The organism is Agrobacterium leguminum, from assembly GCF_005144435.2.
Lineage (GTDB): Bacteria > Pseudomonadota > Alphaproteobacteria > Rhizobiales > Rhizobiaceae > Agrobacterium > Agrobacterium leguminum.
The window spans coordinates 2505181-2518987 of record NZ_CP120211.1; the positions used below are offsets into that span (position 1 = coordinate 2505181).

17 protein-coding genes are annotated in these 13807 nt (G+C 60.6%); 9 read left to right on the forward strand and 8 right to left on the reverse strand.

Annotated features, from left to right (window positions below):
• Nucleotides 1-8: 8 nt before the first annotated feature.
• On the reverse strand, nucleotides 9-401 hold the full coding sequence (gene sdhC, locus CFBP4996_RS12040) for a succinate dehydrogenase, cytochrome b556 subunit (protein ID WP_003523506.1): 393 nt from the start codon (nucleotides 399-401) through the stop codon (nucleotides 9-11).
• Between the two features lie 306 nt (nucleotides 402-707).
• Between sdhC and CFBP4996_RS12045 the strand changes: the two genes are divergently transcribed.
• Nucleotides 708-1088: a hypothetical protein gene (locus CFBP4996_RS12045; protein ID WP_162935966.1), complete on the forward strand. Its 381-nt coding sequence runs from the start codon at nucleotides 708-710 to the stop codon at nucleotides 1086-1088.
• Between the two features lie 53 nt (nucleotides 1089-1141).
• Here the strand turns inward: CFBP4996_RS12045 and CFBP4996_RS12050 are convergent, their stop codons facing one another.
• The 5 genes from CFBP4996_RS12050 to tsaD form a co-directional block, all read right to left on the reverse strand.
• Nucleotides 1142-1786 carry a class I SAM-dependent methyltransferase gene (locus tag CFBP4996_RS12050; RefSeq protein WP_080853025.1) on the reverse strand — a complete coding sequence of 215 codons (645 nt, stop codon included), beginning with the start codon at nucleotides 1784-1786 and terminating at the stop codon, nucleotides 1142-1144.
• 7 nt (nucleotides 1787-1793) lie between these two features.
• Nucleotides 1794-2237, reverse strand: a complete 444-nt coding sequence (locus CFBP4996_RS12055) for an EVE domain-containing protein (protein ID WP_080853024.1) — start codon at nucleotides 2235-2237, stop codon at nucleotides 1794-1796.
• Nucleotides 2238-2243: 6 nt separating this feature from the next.
• Nucleotides 2244-2537, reverse strand: coding sequence for a YciI-like protein (locus tag CFBP4996_RS12060; protein WP_003523501.1), 294 nt, complete (start codon nucleotides 2535-2537; stop codon nucleotides 2244-2246).
• A 63-nt stretch (nucleotides 2538-2600) separates the two neighbouring features.
• On the reverse strand, nucleotides 2601-3584 hold the full coding sequence (locus CFBP4996_RS12065; RefSeq protein WP_080853023.1) for an NAD(P)H-dependent glycerol-3-phosphate dehydrogenase: 984 nt from the start codon (nucleotides 3582-3584) through the stop codon (nucleotides 2601-2603).
• On the reverse strand, nucleotides 3584-4681 hold the full coding sequence (tsaD, locus tag CFBP4996_RS12070; RefSeq protein WP_080853022.1) for a tRNA (adenosine(37)-N6)-threonylcarbamoyltransferase complex transferase subunit TsaD: 1098 nt from the start codon (nucleotides 4679-4681) through the stop codon (nucleotides 3584-3586). The genes CFBP4996_RS12065 and tsaD overlap by 1 nt, the downstream gene beginning before the upstream one ends.
• Before the next feature lie 73 nt (nucleotides 4682-4754).
• Between tsaD and hemC the strand changes: the two genes are divergently transcribed.
• The 6 genes from hemC (at nucleotide 4755) to CFBP4996_RS12100 (ending at nucleotide 10814) form a co-directional block, all read left to right on the forward strand.
• Nucleotides 4755-5684, forward strand: coding sequence for a hydroxymethylbilane synthase (gene hemC, locus CFBP4996_RS12075; protein WP_035262460.1), 930 nt, complete (start codon nucleotides 4755-4757; stop codon nucleotides 5682-5684).
• A gap of 4 nt (nucleotides 5685-5688) precedes the next feature.
• Complete coding sequence (locus CFBP4996_RS12080; RefSeq protein ID WP_080853021.1) at nucleotides 5689-6429, forward strand: uroporphyrinogen-III synthase; 741 nt, start codon at nucleotides 5689-5691, stop codon at nucleotides 6427-6429.
• A gap of 73 nt (nucleotides 6430-6502) precedes the next feature.
• Nucleotides 6503-7969 (forward strand): COG4223 family protein, encoded by a 1467-nt coding sequence (locus CFBP4996_RS12085; protein WP_080853020.1) that lies wholly within the window; start codon nucleotides 6503-6505, stop codon nucleotides 7967-7969.
• Between the two features lie 4 nt (nucleotides 7970-7973).
• Nucleotides 7974-9590 (forward strand): heme biosynthesis protein HemY, encoded by a 1617-nt coding sequence (locus CFBP4996_RS12090; protein ID WP_080853019.1) that lies wholly within the window; start codon nucleotides 7974-7976, stop codon nucleotides 9588-9590.
• A gap of 14 nt (nucleotides 9591-9604) precedes the next feature.
• Nucleotides 9605-10093, forward strand: a complete 489-nt coding sequence (locus CFBP4996_RS12095) for a tellurite resistance TerB family protein (RefSeq protein ID WP_020813557.1) — start codon at nucleotides 9605-9607, stop codon at nucleotides 10091-10093.
• Nucleotides 10083-10814, forward strand: a complete 732-nt coding sequence (locus CFBP4996_RS12100) for a glutamine amidotransferase (protein ID WP_003523491.1) — start codon at nucleotides 10083-10085, stop codon at nucleotides 10812-10814. Before CFBP4996_RS12095 ends, CFBP4996_RS12100 begins: the two co-directional genes overlap by 11 nt.
• Before the next feature lie 124 nt (nucleotides 10815-10938).
• Here CFBP4996_RS12100 and CFBP4996_RS12105 read toward each other — a convergent pair whose 3' ends face one another.
• Nucleotides 10939-12171: an MFS transporter gene (locus CFBP4996_RS12105; RefSeq protein ID WP_080853018.1), complete on the reverse strand. Its 1233-nt coding sequence runs from the start codon at nucleotides 12169-12171 to the stop codon at nucleotides 10939-10941.
• Between the two features lie 246 nt (nucleotides 12172-12417).
• Here CFBP4996_RS12105 and CFBP4996_RS12110 point away from each other — a divergent pair, with 246 nt between their 5' ends.
• Nucleotides 12418-12708 carry a YggT family protein gene (locus CFBP4996_RS12110; protein ID WP_003523487.1) on the forward strand — a complete coding sequence of 97 codons (291 nt, stop codon included), beginning with the start codon at nucleotides 12418-12420 and terminating at the stop codon, nucleotides 12706-12708.
• A complete protein-coding gene (locus tag CFBP4996_RS12115; RefSeq protein ID WP_080853017.1) occupies nucleotides 12705-13016 on the forward strand; it encodes a DUF167 domain-containing protein in 312 nt (103 codons plus the stop codon). Before CFBP4996_RS12110 ends, CFBP4996_RS12115 begins: the two co-directional genes overlap by 4 nt.
• A gap of 105 nt (nucleotides 13017-13121) precedes the next feature.
• Here the strand turns inward: CFBP4996_RS12115 and ppa are convergent, their stop codons facing one another.
• Nucleotides 13122-13655, reverse strand: coding sequence for an inorganic diphosphatase (gene ppa, locus CFBP4996_RS12120; protein ID WP_003523485.1), 534 nt, complete (start codon nucleotides 13653-13655; stop codon nucleotides 13122-13124).
• Nucleotides 13656-13807: the final 152 nt, after the last annotated feature.

Genomic DNA, 13807 nt, shown 5'->3' on the forward strand with positions numbered 1-13807 from the left:
AAATCTCCTCAGCGCACGATCAGGGCAATGACCCAGATCAGCGCGGTCAGACAGATCGACACCACCCACGAGGCCTTTGCCAGCTTGGTGGTAAAGTGCTTTTCGAAGCCGTAGCCCAGATCCCACATGAAATGGCGAAGGCCGCCAAGCATGTGATGGACCAGAGCCCAGGTGTATCCGATCAGGATGAGCCTGCCGATGATCGTACCCATCGCCCAGTTGACCCAATCGTAATAGGCAGGACCCGAGGCGATAGCGATCAGCCACCAGGCAACCAGAAGCGTTCCGAAATAAAGCGCGCCGCCCGTGATGCGGTGCACGATGGATGCAACCATCGTTGGAATCAGCTTGTAAACTTGAAGATGCGGCGACAGAGGCCGGTTATTAGTCGCATTCGCCATCAGAACCTCGCGGCGTTTTCCCGTGCGCCCATCAGACAGGACGCCCCCAAGCAACAGCACATGACGAAAGAATGTGCATTGCACCAACCGCGACGTTTAATCACATGGGAGCATCACGACAAGCACATTTCATGGCCGATTCCAATTTAATCGATTGGTTCACGAATTTTTTTTGGAATTTTTTTGCGTCAAAATAAAAAATCGAGCGTTTCCAAGATTTACGCCCCTAAAATATTTACCTTTACGTAATTCATGAATCGTGTAATTTACCTTTGGTTAACCAAGAAAATCCGGAGAATGAGGCTCATGTTACAGCGCCGAATCGCCGCTTTGACCATGATGGTCGCAGGCGTCATTTTCACCGCGGTGCCTTCAGCGGCGGCAGAGAATTCTTATGGCCGCCGTGATTATCAGCACAACTATCAACATCGTCAATCGCAGGTAAGCTTCTCGACGGACGGGCTGCCATCCACCCTCTCCGGCGGTACTTACGTCGGTGCGATATCGGCGCTGCGCGTTCGCGGCAACGGCAATTATTTCGCGATTGGCGGCGGGCTTTCACGGAAAGGCGCAGCGCTTGCGACGGGCACGCAGCTTGCGCCAAAGGCGAAAATCATCAATGTCCGTGCTGAAACAGCTGGCGACGCCTGCGCCTACGAGCATGGTGTCTGCATTATCCGGCCATAGAGTATTTCCGGTAAAAGCATGAAGCGTTTTACTGCAAATGCGCGATGCGCTGATCAGATGAAACGCCACACCGTGGTCTTCTTCACTTCGCTGTCTTCCAGCGCCCGCGTCACCGGCACCTGATAGGTCGCCTCCGCGCGGAGCCGCTCTTTGGGCAAATAAGCGCGTCCGGGATCGCCGACGAGGATGGTCACGCCTTTTTCCGTCAGTTCCAGAAACCACGGTACGAGAAGTTCGGCAAAGGCGCGGTCGTAAAACACGTCGCCGGCCAGCAGAACATCCGCTTCAACCGCTTTCCCAACCAGATCGAGCCCGGTGAAAGCAACGTCCACGCCATTGAGAGCCGCATTCAGCCGAATGGCCGTCTCTGTCCACGGATCGATATCGGCCGCCAGAACAGTATCCGCGCCCGCCTTTGCCGCAGCGATGGCGACTAGACCGGAGCCGCTGGCGAAATCCAGCACGCGCCTGCCGGAAACGCTTTCAGGATGATCGAGAACGTAGCGGGCAAGCCCCTGCCCGCCGGCCCAGGCGAAGGCCCAGAAGGGCGGCGGCAGGCCGATCGCTTCCAGCTCCTCCTCCGTCTTCAGCCACAGCTCATGGGCTTCGGTGGCGAGATGAAGGCGCAACTCCGGCACATGCGGCGGATGCATGATGGCGGTATTGTCGAGAATGAAGCGTTCGGGATCGGTCCTCACCGAGGCATCAGTCCGGTGACTTCGGTGGATTTGCGAGACCGCCCATGCGGCAGACCTCGAGATATTCTTCTTCCGTCACCGGCTGCACGGAAAGCCGCATAGAAGTGACAAGCGACATCTTCGCCAGCTTCGGATTGGCTTTCACATCCTTCAGCGAAACGGGCTGCGGCATGTCGCACACGGCGCGGATATCCACGCAATCCCATTTCAGATCGCCTTCGGCGGTCGAGTCCGGATGCGACAATGCGCAGACTTCGACGATGCCGACGACATCCAGCCCCTCATTGGAGTGGTAGAAGAAACCCTTGTCGCCGATCTTCATGGCGCGCATGTTGTTGCGCGCCTGATAATTGCGCACGCCGGTCCATTCTTCGCCCGCCCCGCCCTTGGCCTTCTGCATTTCCCAGGACCATTTGAACGGCTCGGACTTGTAAAGCCAGTAATTCGCCATGTCCGGTCATGCTCCCGGATTGTTGAAGACCCAATTATAGGGCTTCACGTCAACGCTTTCGAACAGGCCGGCCTTGGCGTAGGGATCGGCATCGGCGAGAGCCTTCGCGGCGTCGATATCGGCGGCGTCAACGATTACGAGGCTGCCATTCGGCTTGCCTTCAGCATCCAGAAACGGGCCGGCGATCTTCAGCGTGCCCTCGGCATTCAGCTTGTTCAGGTGCTCCAGATGCGCCGGGCGCGTTTCCATGCGCACATTCAGATGGCCGGGCTTGTCCTTGCAGATAAAGGCAAACAACATTTTCGTCTCCTCGTTAAAACATGTCTTCCAAACGCGTCAGCAGTTTGGAGCGAAGACCCGCCATCATTCGGTGGTGATGGGCCGTGTCATCAATTGTTGCATGGCGCTCGCCACATCCAGATTGCCGTCAATGATAGCGGCCACCGCTTCGGTAACCGGCATGTCGACAGCGTGATGTTCGCCGAGCCGGGCGGCGACGGCTGCCGCGAAAGCGCCCTCCACCAGCCCGCCGGACATATCCTTGCCCTCACCCCGGCCAAGCGCGATACCGAAACGCAGGTTTCGCGACTGATGGCTGGTGGCGGTCAGCACCAGATCGCCGAGGCCCGAGAGGCCGCGCACCGTGTCCGCCTTCCCGCCCATCGCGACGATGAGACGCGACATTTCAGCAAGACCGCGCGAAATCAACGCCGCACGGGCAGAATCGCCAAGACCCGCGCCTTCGACGATGCCGGCGGCAATAGCGAGAACATTCTTCAGCGCCCCGCCCAGCTGCACGCCGATGCGGTCGGTCGAGGCATAAAGCCGGAAGGTCTTGCCGGAAATCGTGGTCGCAAGCCGCTCGGCTATCACCGCATCTTCCGCCGCAATCGCCATGGCCGTCGGCAAACCACGCGCTATGTCGGCCGCAAAGCCCGGACCTGACAGAACCGCAATCGGATGATGCGGCAGTTCCGCTTCCAGAAGTTCCGTCAGCAGCCGGCCGGAGCTGCGGTCGATACCCTTGGCGCAGGTGACAATGATGGAGTCATTAGCCAGATAAGGACCGTACTGACGGGCCGCATCGGCATGAGCCTGCGAGGGCATGGCGAAGAGGACGATGCCGGCGCCGGCCAGCACATCTGGCTCGGCGGAAAATTCAAGCGCATCCGGCAGATCGACGCCCGGCAGGGCCGCCTCGTGCACGCGGTCGTTCCTGAGGTCGGCCATCAGCGATGGATCGCGGCCGAGCAGGGTCACGTCATGCCGGTTTTCCAGCGCGATGACCACAGCAAGCGCGGTTCCGAAGGCGCCGGCGCCGATGACGACGATTTTCTCCCGCTGCATCAGGCCTTGGCTCCCCTTTTACCGAAACCTATCAATGTCTCCGCACTGCTATCCAGCGGCCAGCGCGAGCGCGGCGGGATTTCGAGCGGATCGGGGTCCCGGCCATCCGCCATGCGCTCCAGCCCCGCCCAGGCGATCATCGCGGCATTATCGGTGCAGAGCCGGTGCGGCGGCGCGACGAAGCGGAAGCCATGGGTATCACAAAGCGATTGCAGCGTCTGGCGGATTTCCTGGTTGGCGGCGACGCCGCCGGCGACGACCAGAGCAGGCTGGTTTTCTGTATGCGGAAATTCCTGCCTGAAACGGGCAAGGCCGCGGCCAATCCGATCCTTGAGCGTGCGCGACACCGCTTTCTGGAACGAGGCGCAGATATCGGCAATATCCTGCTCGGAAAGCGGCGCGATGGCGGTAGCGGCCTGCCGCACCGCCGTCTTCAGGCCGGAAAAGGAAAAATCGAGCCGTGCTTCGCCGACCATAGGGCGCGGAAGCGGGAAGCGGTTCGGATCACCCTTCGCCGCCGCCTTCTCGACCGCTGGCCCGCCGGGATAGGGCAGGCCCAGAAGTTTCGCGGTCTTGTCGAAGGCCTCCCCCAGCGCGTCATCGATGGTGGTGCCCCAACGCTCATAATCGCCCACGCCACGCACCAGCACCAGCTGGGTATGGCCGCCGGAGACGAGCAGCATCAGATAGGGAAAAGACAGACCATCGGTGAGGCGCGCCGTCAGCGCGTGGCCTTCCAGATGGTTGATGGCATAAAGAGGCTTGCCTGCGGCTTTCGCGATGGCCTTGCCCGTCATCAAACCCACCAGCAGGCCGCCGATGAGGCCGGGGCCGGAGGTGGCGGCGATGGCGTCGACATCGGCAAGGGTCACGCCCGCCTGCTCCAGTGCTTCTTCCACCAGCGTATCCAGCGCCTCGACATGGGCGCGCGCGGCAATTTCCGGCACCACGCCGCCATAGGCGCTGTGTTCCTCAAGCTGCGACAAAACGACGTCGGAGACGATCTCGCCATGGCCGTCCGCATGCCGAACCACAATGGATGCGGCGGTTTCGTCACAGCTTGTCTCTATGCCGAGGATACGAAGAAAGGGGGTCATCAAATCTGTTCGTTCATTGCGATCATGCGCTGAGTTGGTCTAAGACAACTCCGGTAACAATGGATAGACGCGGATGCAAACAAAACCTTTCCGAATCGGCACGCGCGGCAGCCCGCTGGCGCTCGCGCAGGCTTACGAGACGCGCAACCGGCTGATGGCGGCGCATGGTCTGCCGGAAGAAATGTTCGAAATCGTCGTGCTGTCCACCAAGGGCGACCGGATAACCGACCGCGCTTTGTCGGAAATCGGCGGCAAGGGCCTGTTTACCGAGGAGCTGGAAAGCCAGCTTCTGTCCGGCGAACTCGATATGGCCGTGCATTCCTCCAAGGACATGCCGACCGTTCTGCCCGAAGGCCTCTATCTGTCCGCTTTCCTGCCGCGCGAAGACATACGCGACGCCTTCATCGGCCGCACCGCACCGAAGCTGCTGGAGTTGCCGCAGGGCGCCGTGGTCGGTTCCGCATCCCTGCGCCGCCAGGCGCTGATCCGCCGCCTGCGGCCGGATCTGAGCGTCATCATCTTCCGCGGTCAGGTCGATACCCGCCTGCGCAAGCTGGAAGAAGGTCAGGCGGATGCGACGCTTCTCGCCTTTGCGGGTCTGAAGAGACTTGGTAAGGACAATGTGCCGACGGAGATTCTCGACCCGAAGGAATTCCCTCCTGCTCCGGCCCAAGGCGCAATCGGCGTGGAAAGCCGCATCGGCGATACGCGCATGGACGAGCTGCTCGCTCCCATAAACGACAGGCCCACTCATGATGCCGTGACCTGCGAGCGCGCCTTTCTGGCCGCGCTTGACGGTTCCTGTCGCACGCCGATTGCCGGCTACGCCACCTGCGATGGCCAGGAATTGCATTTTTCCGGCCTGATCCTCACCCCCGATGGCCAGACGAGCCACGGCATCGAAGCCTCCGGCAACCGCCGCGATGCGGCAAAGCTCGGCCGGCAGGCCGGCGAAGACGTGCGCGCCAAGGCGGGCAGCAATTTCTTCGAAGGCTGGAGCTGAGCCGATGCGGATCGTCGTCACCCGGCCGCAACGTTCGGGCGAAAGGACGGCCGCAAAGCTTGAAGCGCTTGGCCATGTGCCAGTGCTTCTTCCGCTGTTTTATCCCGCCCATCATGGCGAACGCGCCGTCTCGACGCTATCCGGCCCGCTGGCGGCCATCGCGGTGACCAGCGCCGAGGCGCTGCGGGCGCTGGAAACATCACGGGACGGGCTGGCTCCCTATCTGTCAAAACCGCTTTTCGCCGTCGGCGGAGCAACGGCGGAAGCGGCGGAAAAAACCGGCTTCGAACAGATTTTCACCGCCTCCGGCGACGCCGTGAGTCTGACCGCGCTGGTGGCGGAGCACCAGACTCTATTTTTCGAAGAAGAACCCCTGCTCTATCTCGCGGGCAGGCCCCGTGGCGCCGTCTTCGAGGAAGGCCTTGCCGCCGCCGGCATTCCCTTCAGAACGGTGGATTGTTATGAGATGCTGCCCTCCGACATTTCGGAGACGATGCTTGAGACGGCGCTTGTCGAAAGCGTTGCCGATGTGGTCCTGCTCTATTCATCGGAAGCGGCCCGGGCCTTTTTTCATCACGTATCGACGGAAAAATACGTGGCGGCGCTGGCAACGACACAATTCATCTGTATCAGCCGCAACGTGTTTTCTCTCGTTCCTCAAATCTTCCGCGCAAACGCCAAGGCCGCCGAAGAACCGAGCGAAGCCGCGATGTTTGAACTTCTACGCCATAACTCTGGAACCTAATTCGAGCTCGCCTCTTTCCTTTGCCGCCGTCACTGACTAGGTTTAGATTACTGCAGGCAGAAATGAGGTTGTCATGGTATCGGGAAAGCCGCCACGCCACTCCAAGTCCAAAGCCGAACCGGTCACCATCGACCTGGACGCCAAAGACGTGAAAGCAATTTCCGCCGACGTGGACGCTGCCAAGACGGACGAAAAGCCCGGTGACAAAACACCTGAGGCCGCCGCAGAGCCCGGAGTTTCGGACACAAAGCCCGAAGCAGCCGCAACGGGTAACCCCGCGCCCATCTGGGACCAGCCCAAGAAAACCCCTATCGAGCCCGAACCCAATGTCGACAAAACGGAATCCGTAGCCACGGCACCGAAGGCTGAGAGCGCCGCAGACAAACAGCCCGCAGACAGGCAGAAAGAGCCCGTCTCGCCGGCCCCTGTTCCGCCCAAAGCCGAGACAAAACCGTCGACGGGTACCACTGACGCGAGCGCCGCTGCGGCTGCAGCAGCTGCTGCGAAGCCGGCCTTCGGCTCCACAGCGTCCTCCAGCGCATCCAGCGGCGTCACCGCTGCAAAACCAGCGACGGCGACCTCCTCTTCAGGACCGGCAAAGCCCTCCACACCGCAGCAGGCGGAGCGCAAACAGGCGGCGACCTCCGGCCTGATCGCGGCAGGTATCGTCGGCGGCCTTGTGGCGCTCGCCGCCGCAGGCAGCATGCAATATGCCGGCATCCTGCCCTCCTTCAATGCAGGCAGGGCGGGAAGCGAGGAAATCGCCGCACTGAAAACCGATCTGGGCAGCTTGCGGCAGCAGCTTGCCAATGCGCCGGCCGCCGACACCTCAGCGCTGGAACAGCGCATCGCAACCCTCGAAGGCGCAAAGGGTGAGGCCCCGGAGGTGGATGGGCTGTCGGAAAAAATCGCCGCGCTGGAATCCGCCCTCCAGTCGGAGCGATCCGTGCAGGCATCGGCGACGGCGGAACTGACACGCCGTCTTGCGGATGCGGAAGCCAAAATCAACGAGCCGCGCGACGATATCGAAGTCGCCCGCGCCATCGCTTCCGCCGCGCTGAAGGCCGCGATCGATCGCGGCGGGCCGTTCCTGACGGAACTCGACACCCTATCCAAGGTAACGCCCGACGATCCGGCCATCGCATCGCTGCAATCCTTCGCCTCAACCGGGGTGCCGTCACGTTCGGAACTGATGCAGAAATTCCCTGACGTCGCCAATGCGATGCTTTCCGCCATCAACCAGCCTGACCCCAATCAGGGCATTATGGAACGCCTTACCGAAAGCGCCTTTTCGCTGGTAAAGGTGCGCCCGGTCGGAAATATCGAGGGCGAGACCCCAGAAGCCCAGATCGCGCGCATGGAAAACAAACTGCGCAACGGCGATCTGCAGGGCGCAGCGCTTGAGTGGAACGGGCTTCCCGATGCCGCCAAGACGGCATCCGCCGATTACAAGAAATCGCTGGATGCGCGCATCGAGGTCGAAAATCTGGTCGGCGGCACGTTGAACCGCGCCATCACCAGCACCGGCAGGCAGGGGTAAGGGCATGACCAGAATTCTGACTTTCGCCGTTATCGTTCTGGCTCTCGGGTTCGGTTTCTCCTGGCTGGCCGACAGGCCGGGTGTGCTCTCCATCGTCTGGCAGGGCCAGCTGATCGAAATGAGCCTGATGGTCGCCGCCTCCATCATCGCAGCGCTGGTCGCCGCCGTCATGCTGGTCTGGTGGATCGTCAATGCCATCTGGACCTCGCCCAATGCCGCCCGTCGTTATTTCCGCGCCCGCAAGCGCGACCGGGGTTATCAGGCGCTCTCCACCGGCCTCATCGCCGCCGGGGCCAGCAATGCCATCCTCGCCCGCAAGATGACGGCCCGCACTCAAGGGTTGCTCAGCGCCGATCAGGAGCCGCTGATCCATCTGCTCGATGCGCAGGCTGACCTGATTGAAGGCAAATATGACGAGGCGCGGCGCAAATTCGAAGCCATGGCCCGCGATCCCGAGACACGCGAACTTGGCCTTCGCGGCCTTTATATCGAGGCCCGCCGTCAGGGCGCCTATGAAGCCGCCCAGCAATATGCCGAGGATGCAGCGGAAAAGGCCCCCTATCTGCCCTGGGCCGCGCAGGCGACGCTGGAAAACCGCTGCCGCAACGGACAGTGGGACGATGCCATCCGCCTGCTCGACCAGCAGAAGGCGGCCGGCGTCATCGAACGCGGTGAGGCGGAACGTCTGAAAGCAGTGCTTCTTACTGCCAAGGCCGGCGAAAAGCTGGAAAGCGATCCGGTTGGCGCGCGCGAGGATGCCAAGCACGCTCTCAAGCTTGCCAAGAGCCTGGTTCCGGCAGCGCTGATCGCGGCCAAATCCTATCTCCGGGAAGACAATCTGCGCAAGGCAGCCACGGTTCTGGAACCCGTCTGGAAAAACGATCCGCACCCGCAGATCGCCGAACTTTATGTCCGCGCACGCAGCGGCGATACCGCCATCGACCGGCTGAAACGGGCTGAGCGGCTTGAGAGCCTGAAGCCCAACAACATCGAATCCCTGTTCGCCGTGGCGCAGGCAGCGCTCGACGCCAAGGAATTCGCCAAGGCGCGGGCCAAGGCCGAAGCCGCCGCCCGGATCGAACCGCGCGAGAGCATCTTCCTGCTGATGGCCGATATAGAGGAGGCCGAAACCGGCGATCAGGGCCGTGTGCGCTACTGGATGGCGCAGGCGCTGCGCGCGCCGCGCGACCCTGCCTGGGTGGCAGACGGCGTCGTTTCGGAAAAATGGCTGCCGGTCTCGCCGGTCACCGGCCGTCTCGATGCTTTCGAATGGAAAGCGCCTTTCGGCCAGCTGGAAGCGCCCGTCGAAGACCTGACAATCGAAAACGCGATTGCCGCAGCGCCCGCACGGGCCGAACCGGCCGCGAAGACGATCATTGTCGAAGCCGCGCCGGAGACACGCGCCGAACCGAAACCCGCCCCGGCCGCACCGATCGAGGTCAAGCCGGCCGTATCGGTCCCGCAGGAGAAAAAGCCGGTCACAATCGAAGCGCCAGTGGAAACCGATGCCACGGATGAAAAGGCGGAAGCCGTGCCGTTTTTCGGCGGCGCGCCGGATGATCCGGGCGTCAAGAAACCCGGCGTCGAAGCCGAACCCAAGACCCGGCTCAAACTCTTCTGACGAACAGGATATCGATGTTCCAGCAAATACAGTCGTTTATTCAGAACCTCGTCGGCCCGCATGGGGATGATTTCAGTCCGGACGATCTGAGGGTGGCGGTGGCCGCCCTCTGTTTCCAGGTCATGGAAGCGGATGGCACCGTCTCGAAAAGCGAGCGCGACCGCCTGCGCGAAATCCTGCAGGATTATTACCATCTCGATGCCGGAAAGCTGGACGCGCTTCTTGCCGCCGGCCAGGAGGCCGGCAAGGAAGCCGTCGATTATTACCGCTTCACCACCGATATACGCCGCCATCTCGATGAAGATCAGCGCGTGGAGCTTATTGGCATATTATGGGATATTGTTTACGCTGACGGCGAACGAAGCGAAATGGAAGACCATGTGATCTGGCGAGTCGCCGACCTGCTTGGTGTATCCGTGCGCGACAGGGTTCTGCAACGTCAGCAGGCCGCCACGAGGTCCGGGCCCGCTGAAGAAAGCGAAAACGAAGACGATGCTGTTTGACCCTTCCAGGCAACAGAGAAAACAACCATCGCTGCTCATCGTCCTGCATCAGGAACGTTCCACGCCCGGCCGCGTCGGCCAGATGCTGGTGGAAAAAGGGTATCGTCTGGATATAAGGCGCCCTGCGCTCGGCGACGACCTGCCGCAAACGCTGGAGAAACACGCGGGCGCCATCATTTTCGGCGGCCCGATGAGCGCCAACGATTCTCATGACTACGTCAAAGCCGAAATCGACTGGCTGAAGGTGCCGCTGAAGGAAAACAAGCCCTTTCTCGGCATCTGTCTCGGCGCGCAGATGCTGTCCAAACATCTCGGCGGCAAGGTGGAGGCCGACAGGGAGGGCAAGGTGGAGATCGGCTGGTATCCGCTTCATGCCACCGAACATGGGCGGCTTCTGATGCCGCATTGGCCGAAGATGGTCTATCATTTCCACAAGGAGGGGTTCGAGTTGCCGCGCGGAGCCGAACTTCTGGCCTCCGGCGAAACCTATCCCAATCAGGCCTATCGCTATGGAAAAAATGCCTGGGGCCTGCAGTTTCACGCCGAGCTGACCCGCGCCATGATGCATAGCTGGGTGGTGCGCGGCGCGCAGCGCTTTGGCATGCCCAATGCGCAGGTGGGCAGCCAGCATCTGGAAGGCCGCATGCTGTTCGACACGCCGCTCAGGGCATGGCTCGGCAATTTCCTCGATCTGGTTTTTGAGGGCAAGGCGCAGCGCTAGAGCGGGATGGCGAAAAGTGTGAGCGGTTTTCGCCTGAAATCCCGCGTCTCAACTTTTTGATTTAGATCATGATGATTTTAGGTCGATTCGACCTAGAATCATCATGATCTAATGCCCATCGCCATCAGTGCGGCGCATCCAGATTGTCGATCTTGCGCAGCCTGGAGAAACCGAGCGCCCAGATAACCGCCACTGCAAGCGTGCCAGCCCCGCCGATGACAACGGCCGGCACGGCCCCGACGACATGCGCCATGGTGCCGGCGCGGAATTCGCCCAGCTCGTTCGATGCGCCGACGAACACCATGTTCACGGCATTCACACGCCCGCGCACCTCATCCGGCGTCCACAGCGCGATCAGTGTTTCCCGCACATAAACCGACACCATGTCGGATGCGCCCATGACCACCAGCGCGGCGATGGACAGCCATGCGGTTTGCGAAAGCCCGAAGACCACAGTGGAGATGCCGAAGAGGCCGACGCCGGTAAACATCAGCAGGCCGGCGTGGTGACGAATGGGCTTGGACGCCAGAATGACCGCAACGGTGATGGCCCCGATGCCGGGTGCTGCGCGCAAAAGCCCGAGGCCCCATGGCCCGAGCGTCAGAACTTCCTTGGCAAAAATCGGCATCAGCGCAACGGCGCCACCCAGCAGCACCGCGAAAAGATCGAGCGAGATCGCACCGAGAACGATTTTTTCCTGCGCGATGAATTTGAACCCGGCGAGCATGGTTTCGAGACTGATGGCTTTTGCCGGACCGCGTTGTTCCGGCTTGCGGATCGTCACCGCAAGCGCCGCCGATACGATGAAGAGCACGAATGCCACACTATAGGCGACGGAAGCACCGAGGCCATAAAGCAGGCCGCCGGCGACGGGACCGAGAATGGACGCCATTTGCCAGGAAGAGGAATTCCAGGCGATGGCGTTCGGCAAATCCTCCACCGGCACGAGATTGGGCGCCAGCGACTGAACCGCCGGTCCCATGAAGGCGCGCTCAATGCCGAAGACGACGAGAATGGCGAAGACCGGCCAGGGGGAAAAGCTGTGCGTCAGCGTAAGACCCAGAAGAGCGGCAGCGCAAAGCGCCGCAATCAGCAGGCATATGGCCATGATGCGCCGACGATTGTGCCGGTCGGCGACCGTTCCGGTGACGAGGATCAGAAGCAGGGACGGCAGAAACTGGAAAAGACCGATCAGGCCGAGATAAAAGGCGTTGCCGGTCACCTCATACATCTGCCAGCCGACTGAGACGCTGACGATCTGGATGGCGAAGGCAGAAAAAAACCGGGCGCTGAAAAAGCGGCGATAGGAACTATGCCGGAATGCACCGAAACGGTTTTCGGCGGAAGGGAGGGACATCGGCTGGGTGCTCGCGAGACAATATGAGAGCTTTGCAATAGAGCGATATCACAGGAATCGCCAGCCCTCACCAACGGGATGACGAAAAGTGTGAGCGGTTTTCGTCTGAAATCCCGCTGCAAAGCCATGAACCAGATTGCGATGATCGCCGGTCGATCAGACCAAAGATCATTACGATCCGGCGCGACACTTGCCGGTTCACGGTTCAATGTCTAAATGTCTTGCAACCAAGATACGGAGATATTGATGCTTGCCCTGTTTCAGACCATCGATCTGGCCTTGAACCTCTATACGTGGGTGCTGATCGCCAGCGCTATTTTTTCCTGGCTTTACGCCTTCAACGTCATCAATTCCCGCAACCAGTTCGTGAACGCCATCGGCAGCTTTCTGTTCAATGTCACTGAACCGGTTCTGCGCCCCATCCGCCGCATTCTGCCCAATCTCGGCGGCATCGACATTTCGCCGATCATCGTTCTCTTGATCATCTTCTTCATCCGCTCCTTCATGTGGAACACGCTTTACCCGATGGTCGCTTGAGCGGCTGCTGGCAGAAGCATAGCGACCATGTCCGCCTGACCGTCCGCCTCACGCCGAATGGCGGGCGTGACGCCATAGACGGCGTGGAAAAGGATGCGGAGGGAAACGTGCATCTGAAGGCCCGCGTCAGCGCCGTGCCGGAAGGCGGCAAGGCCAACAAGGCCCTGGTTGTTTTGCTGGCTAAAAAACTCGGCCTGCCGAAATCCTCCATCAGCGTCGTTTCAGGCGAAACGGCGCGTAAAAAAATCCTCCGGATCGACACCGACCCGGAGGATTTCGAAGAGCTATTCAAAAAGCTCGAAAACTAAAGCGCATCGCGTCTAATCTGATTCATGCGACGCGCTTTAGATCTTTGTTTTTAAGCATGTCTTGGTCCCAAAACCGCTGCACACTTTTGGGAGACATGCTTTAGATCAGCCCTGCGCCTTGTAGCGCTCGATGGCTTCGACGATCAGCTTCTTGGCGACGTCGACATCCTGCCAGCCGCCCATCTTCACCCACTTGCCGGGCTCCAGATCCTTGTAGTGCTCGAAGAAGTGCTCGATCTGCTTCAGCGTGATTTCCGGCAGGTCGGTGTAGTTGTGGACCTTGTCGTAACGGCGCGTCAGCTTCGGAACCGGCACGGCGAGGATCTTCTCGTCCTTGCCGCCGTCATCTTCCATGATCATCACGCCGATGGGGCGGACATTGATGACGCAGCCTGGAACCAGCGGACGGGTGTTGCAGATGAGAACGTCGATCGGGTCGCCATCGTCGGACAGGGTGTGCGGCACGAAACCATAGTTACCCGGATAGGTCATCGGCGTGTAGAGGAAGCGATCGACGATCAGCGCACCGGCATCCTTGTCCATCTCGTACTTGATCGGGTGTCCACCGACCGGCACTTCAACGATGACATTCACATCATCCGGCGGATTCTTGCCTACGGAAATTGCATCGATACGCATTCGCTTCCCTCATTCGACGGGTTGGATTTGGTTTTCGATACTGGGAAAGTCGCCGCATTGCAACATGGCTTTGGGCTGATAAGGCAGAATGCGGGATTTGAGGCTATCGCATTTGCGCATGGCCGGCCGCGAGAATGAACCCAAGGCCAGAT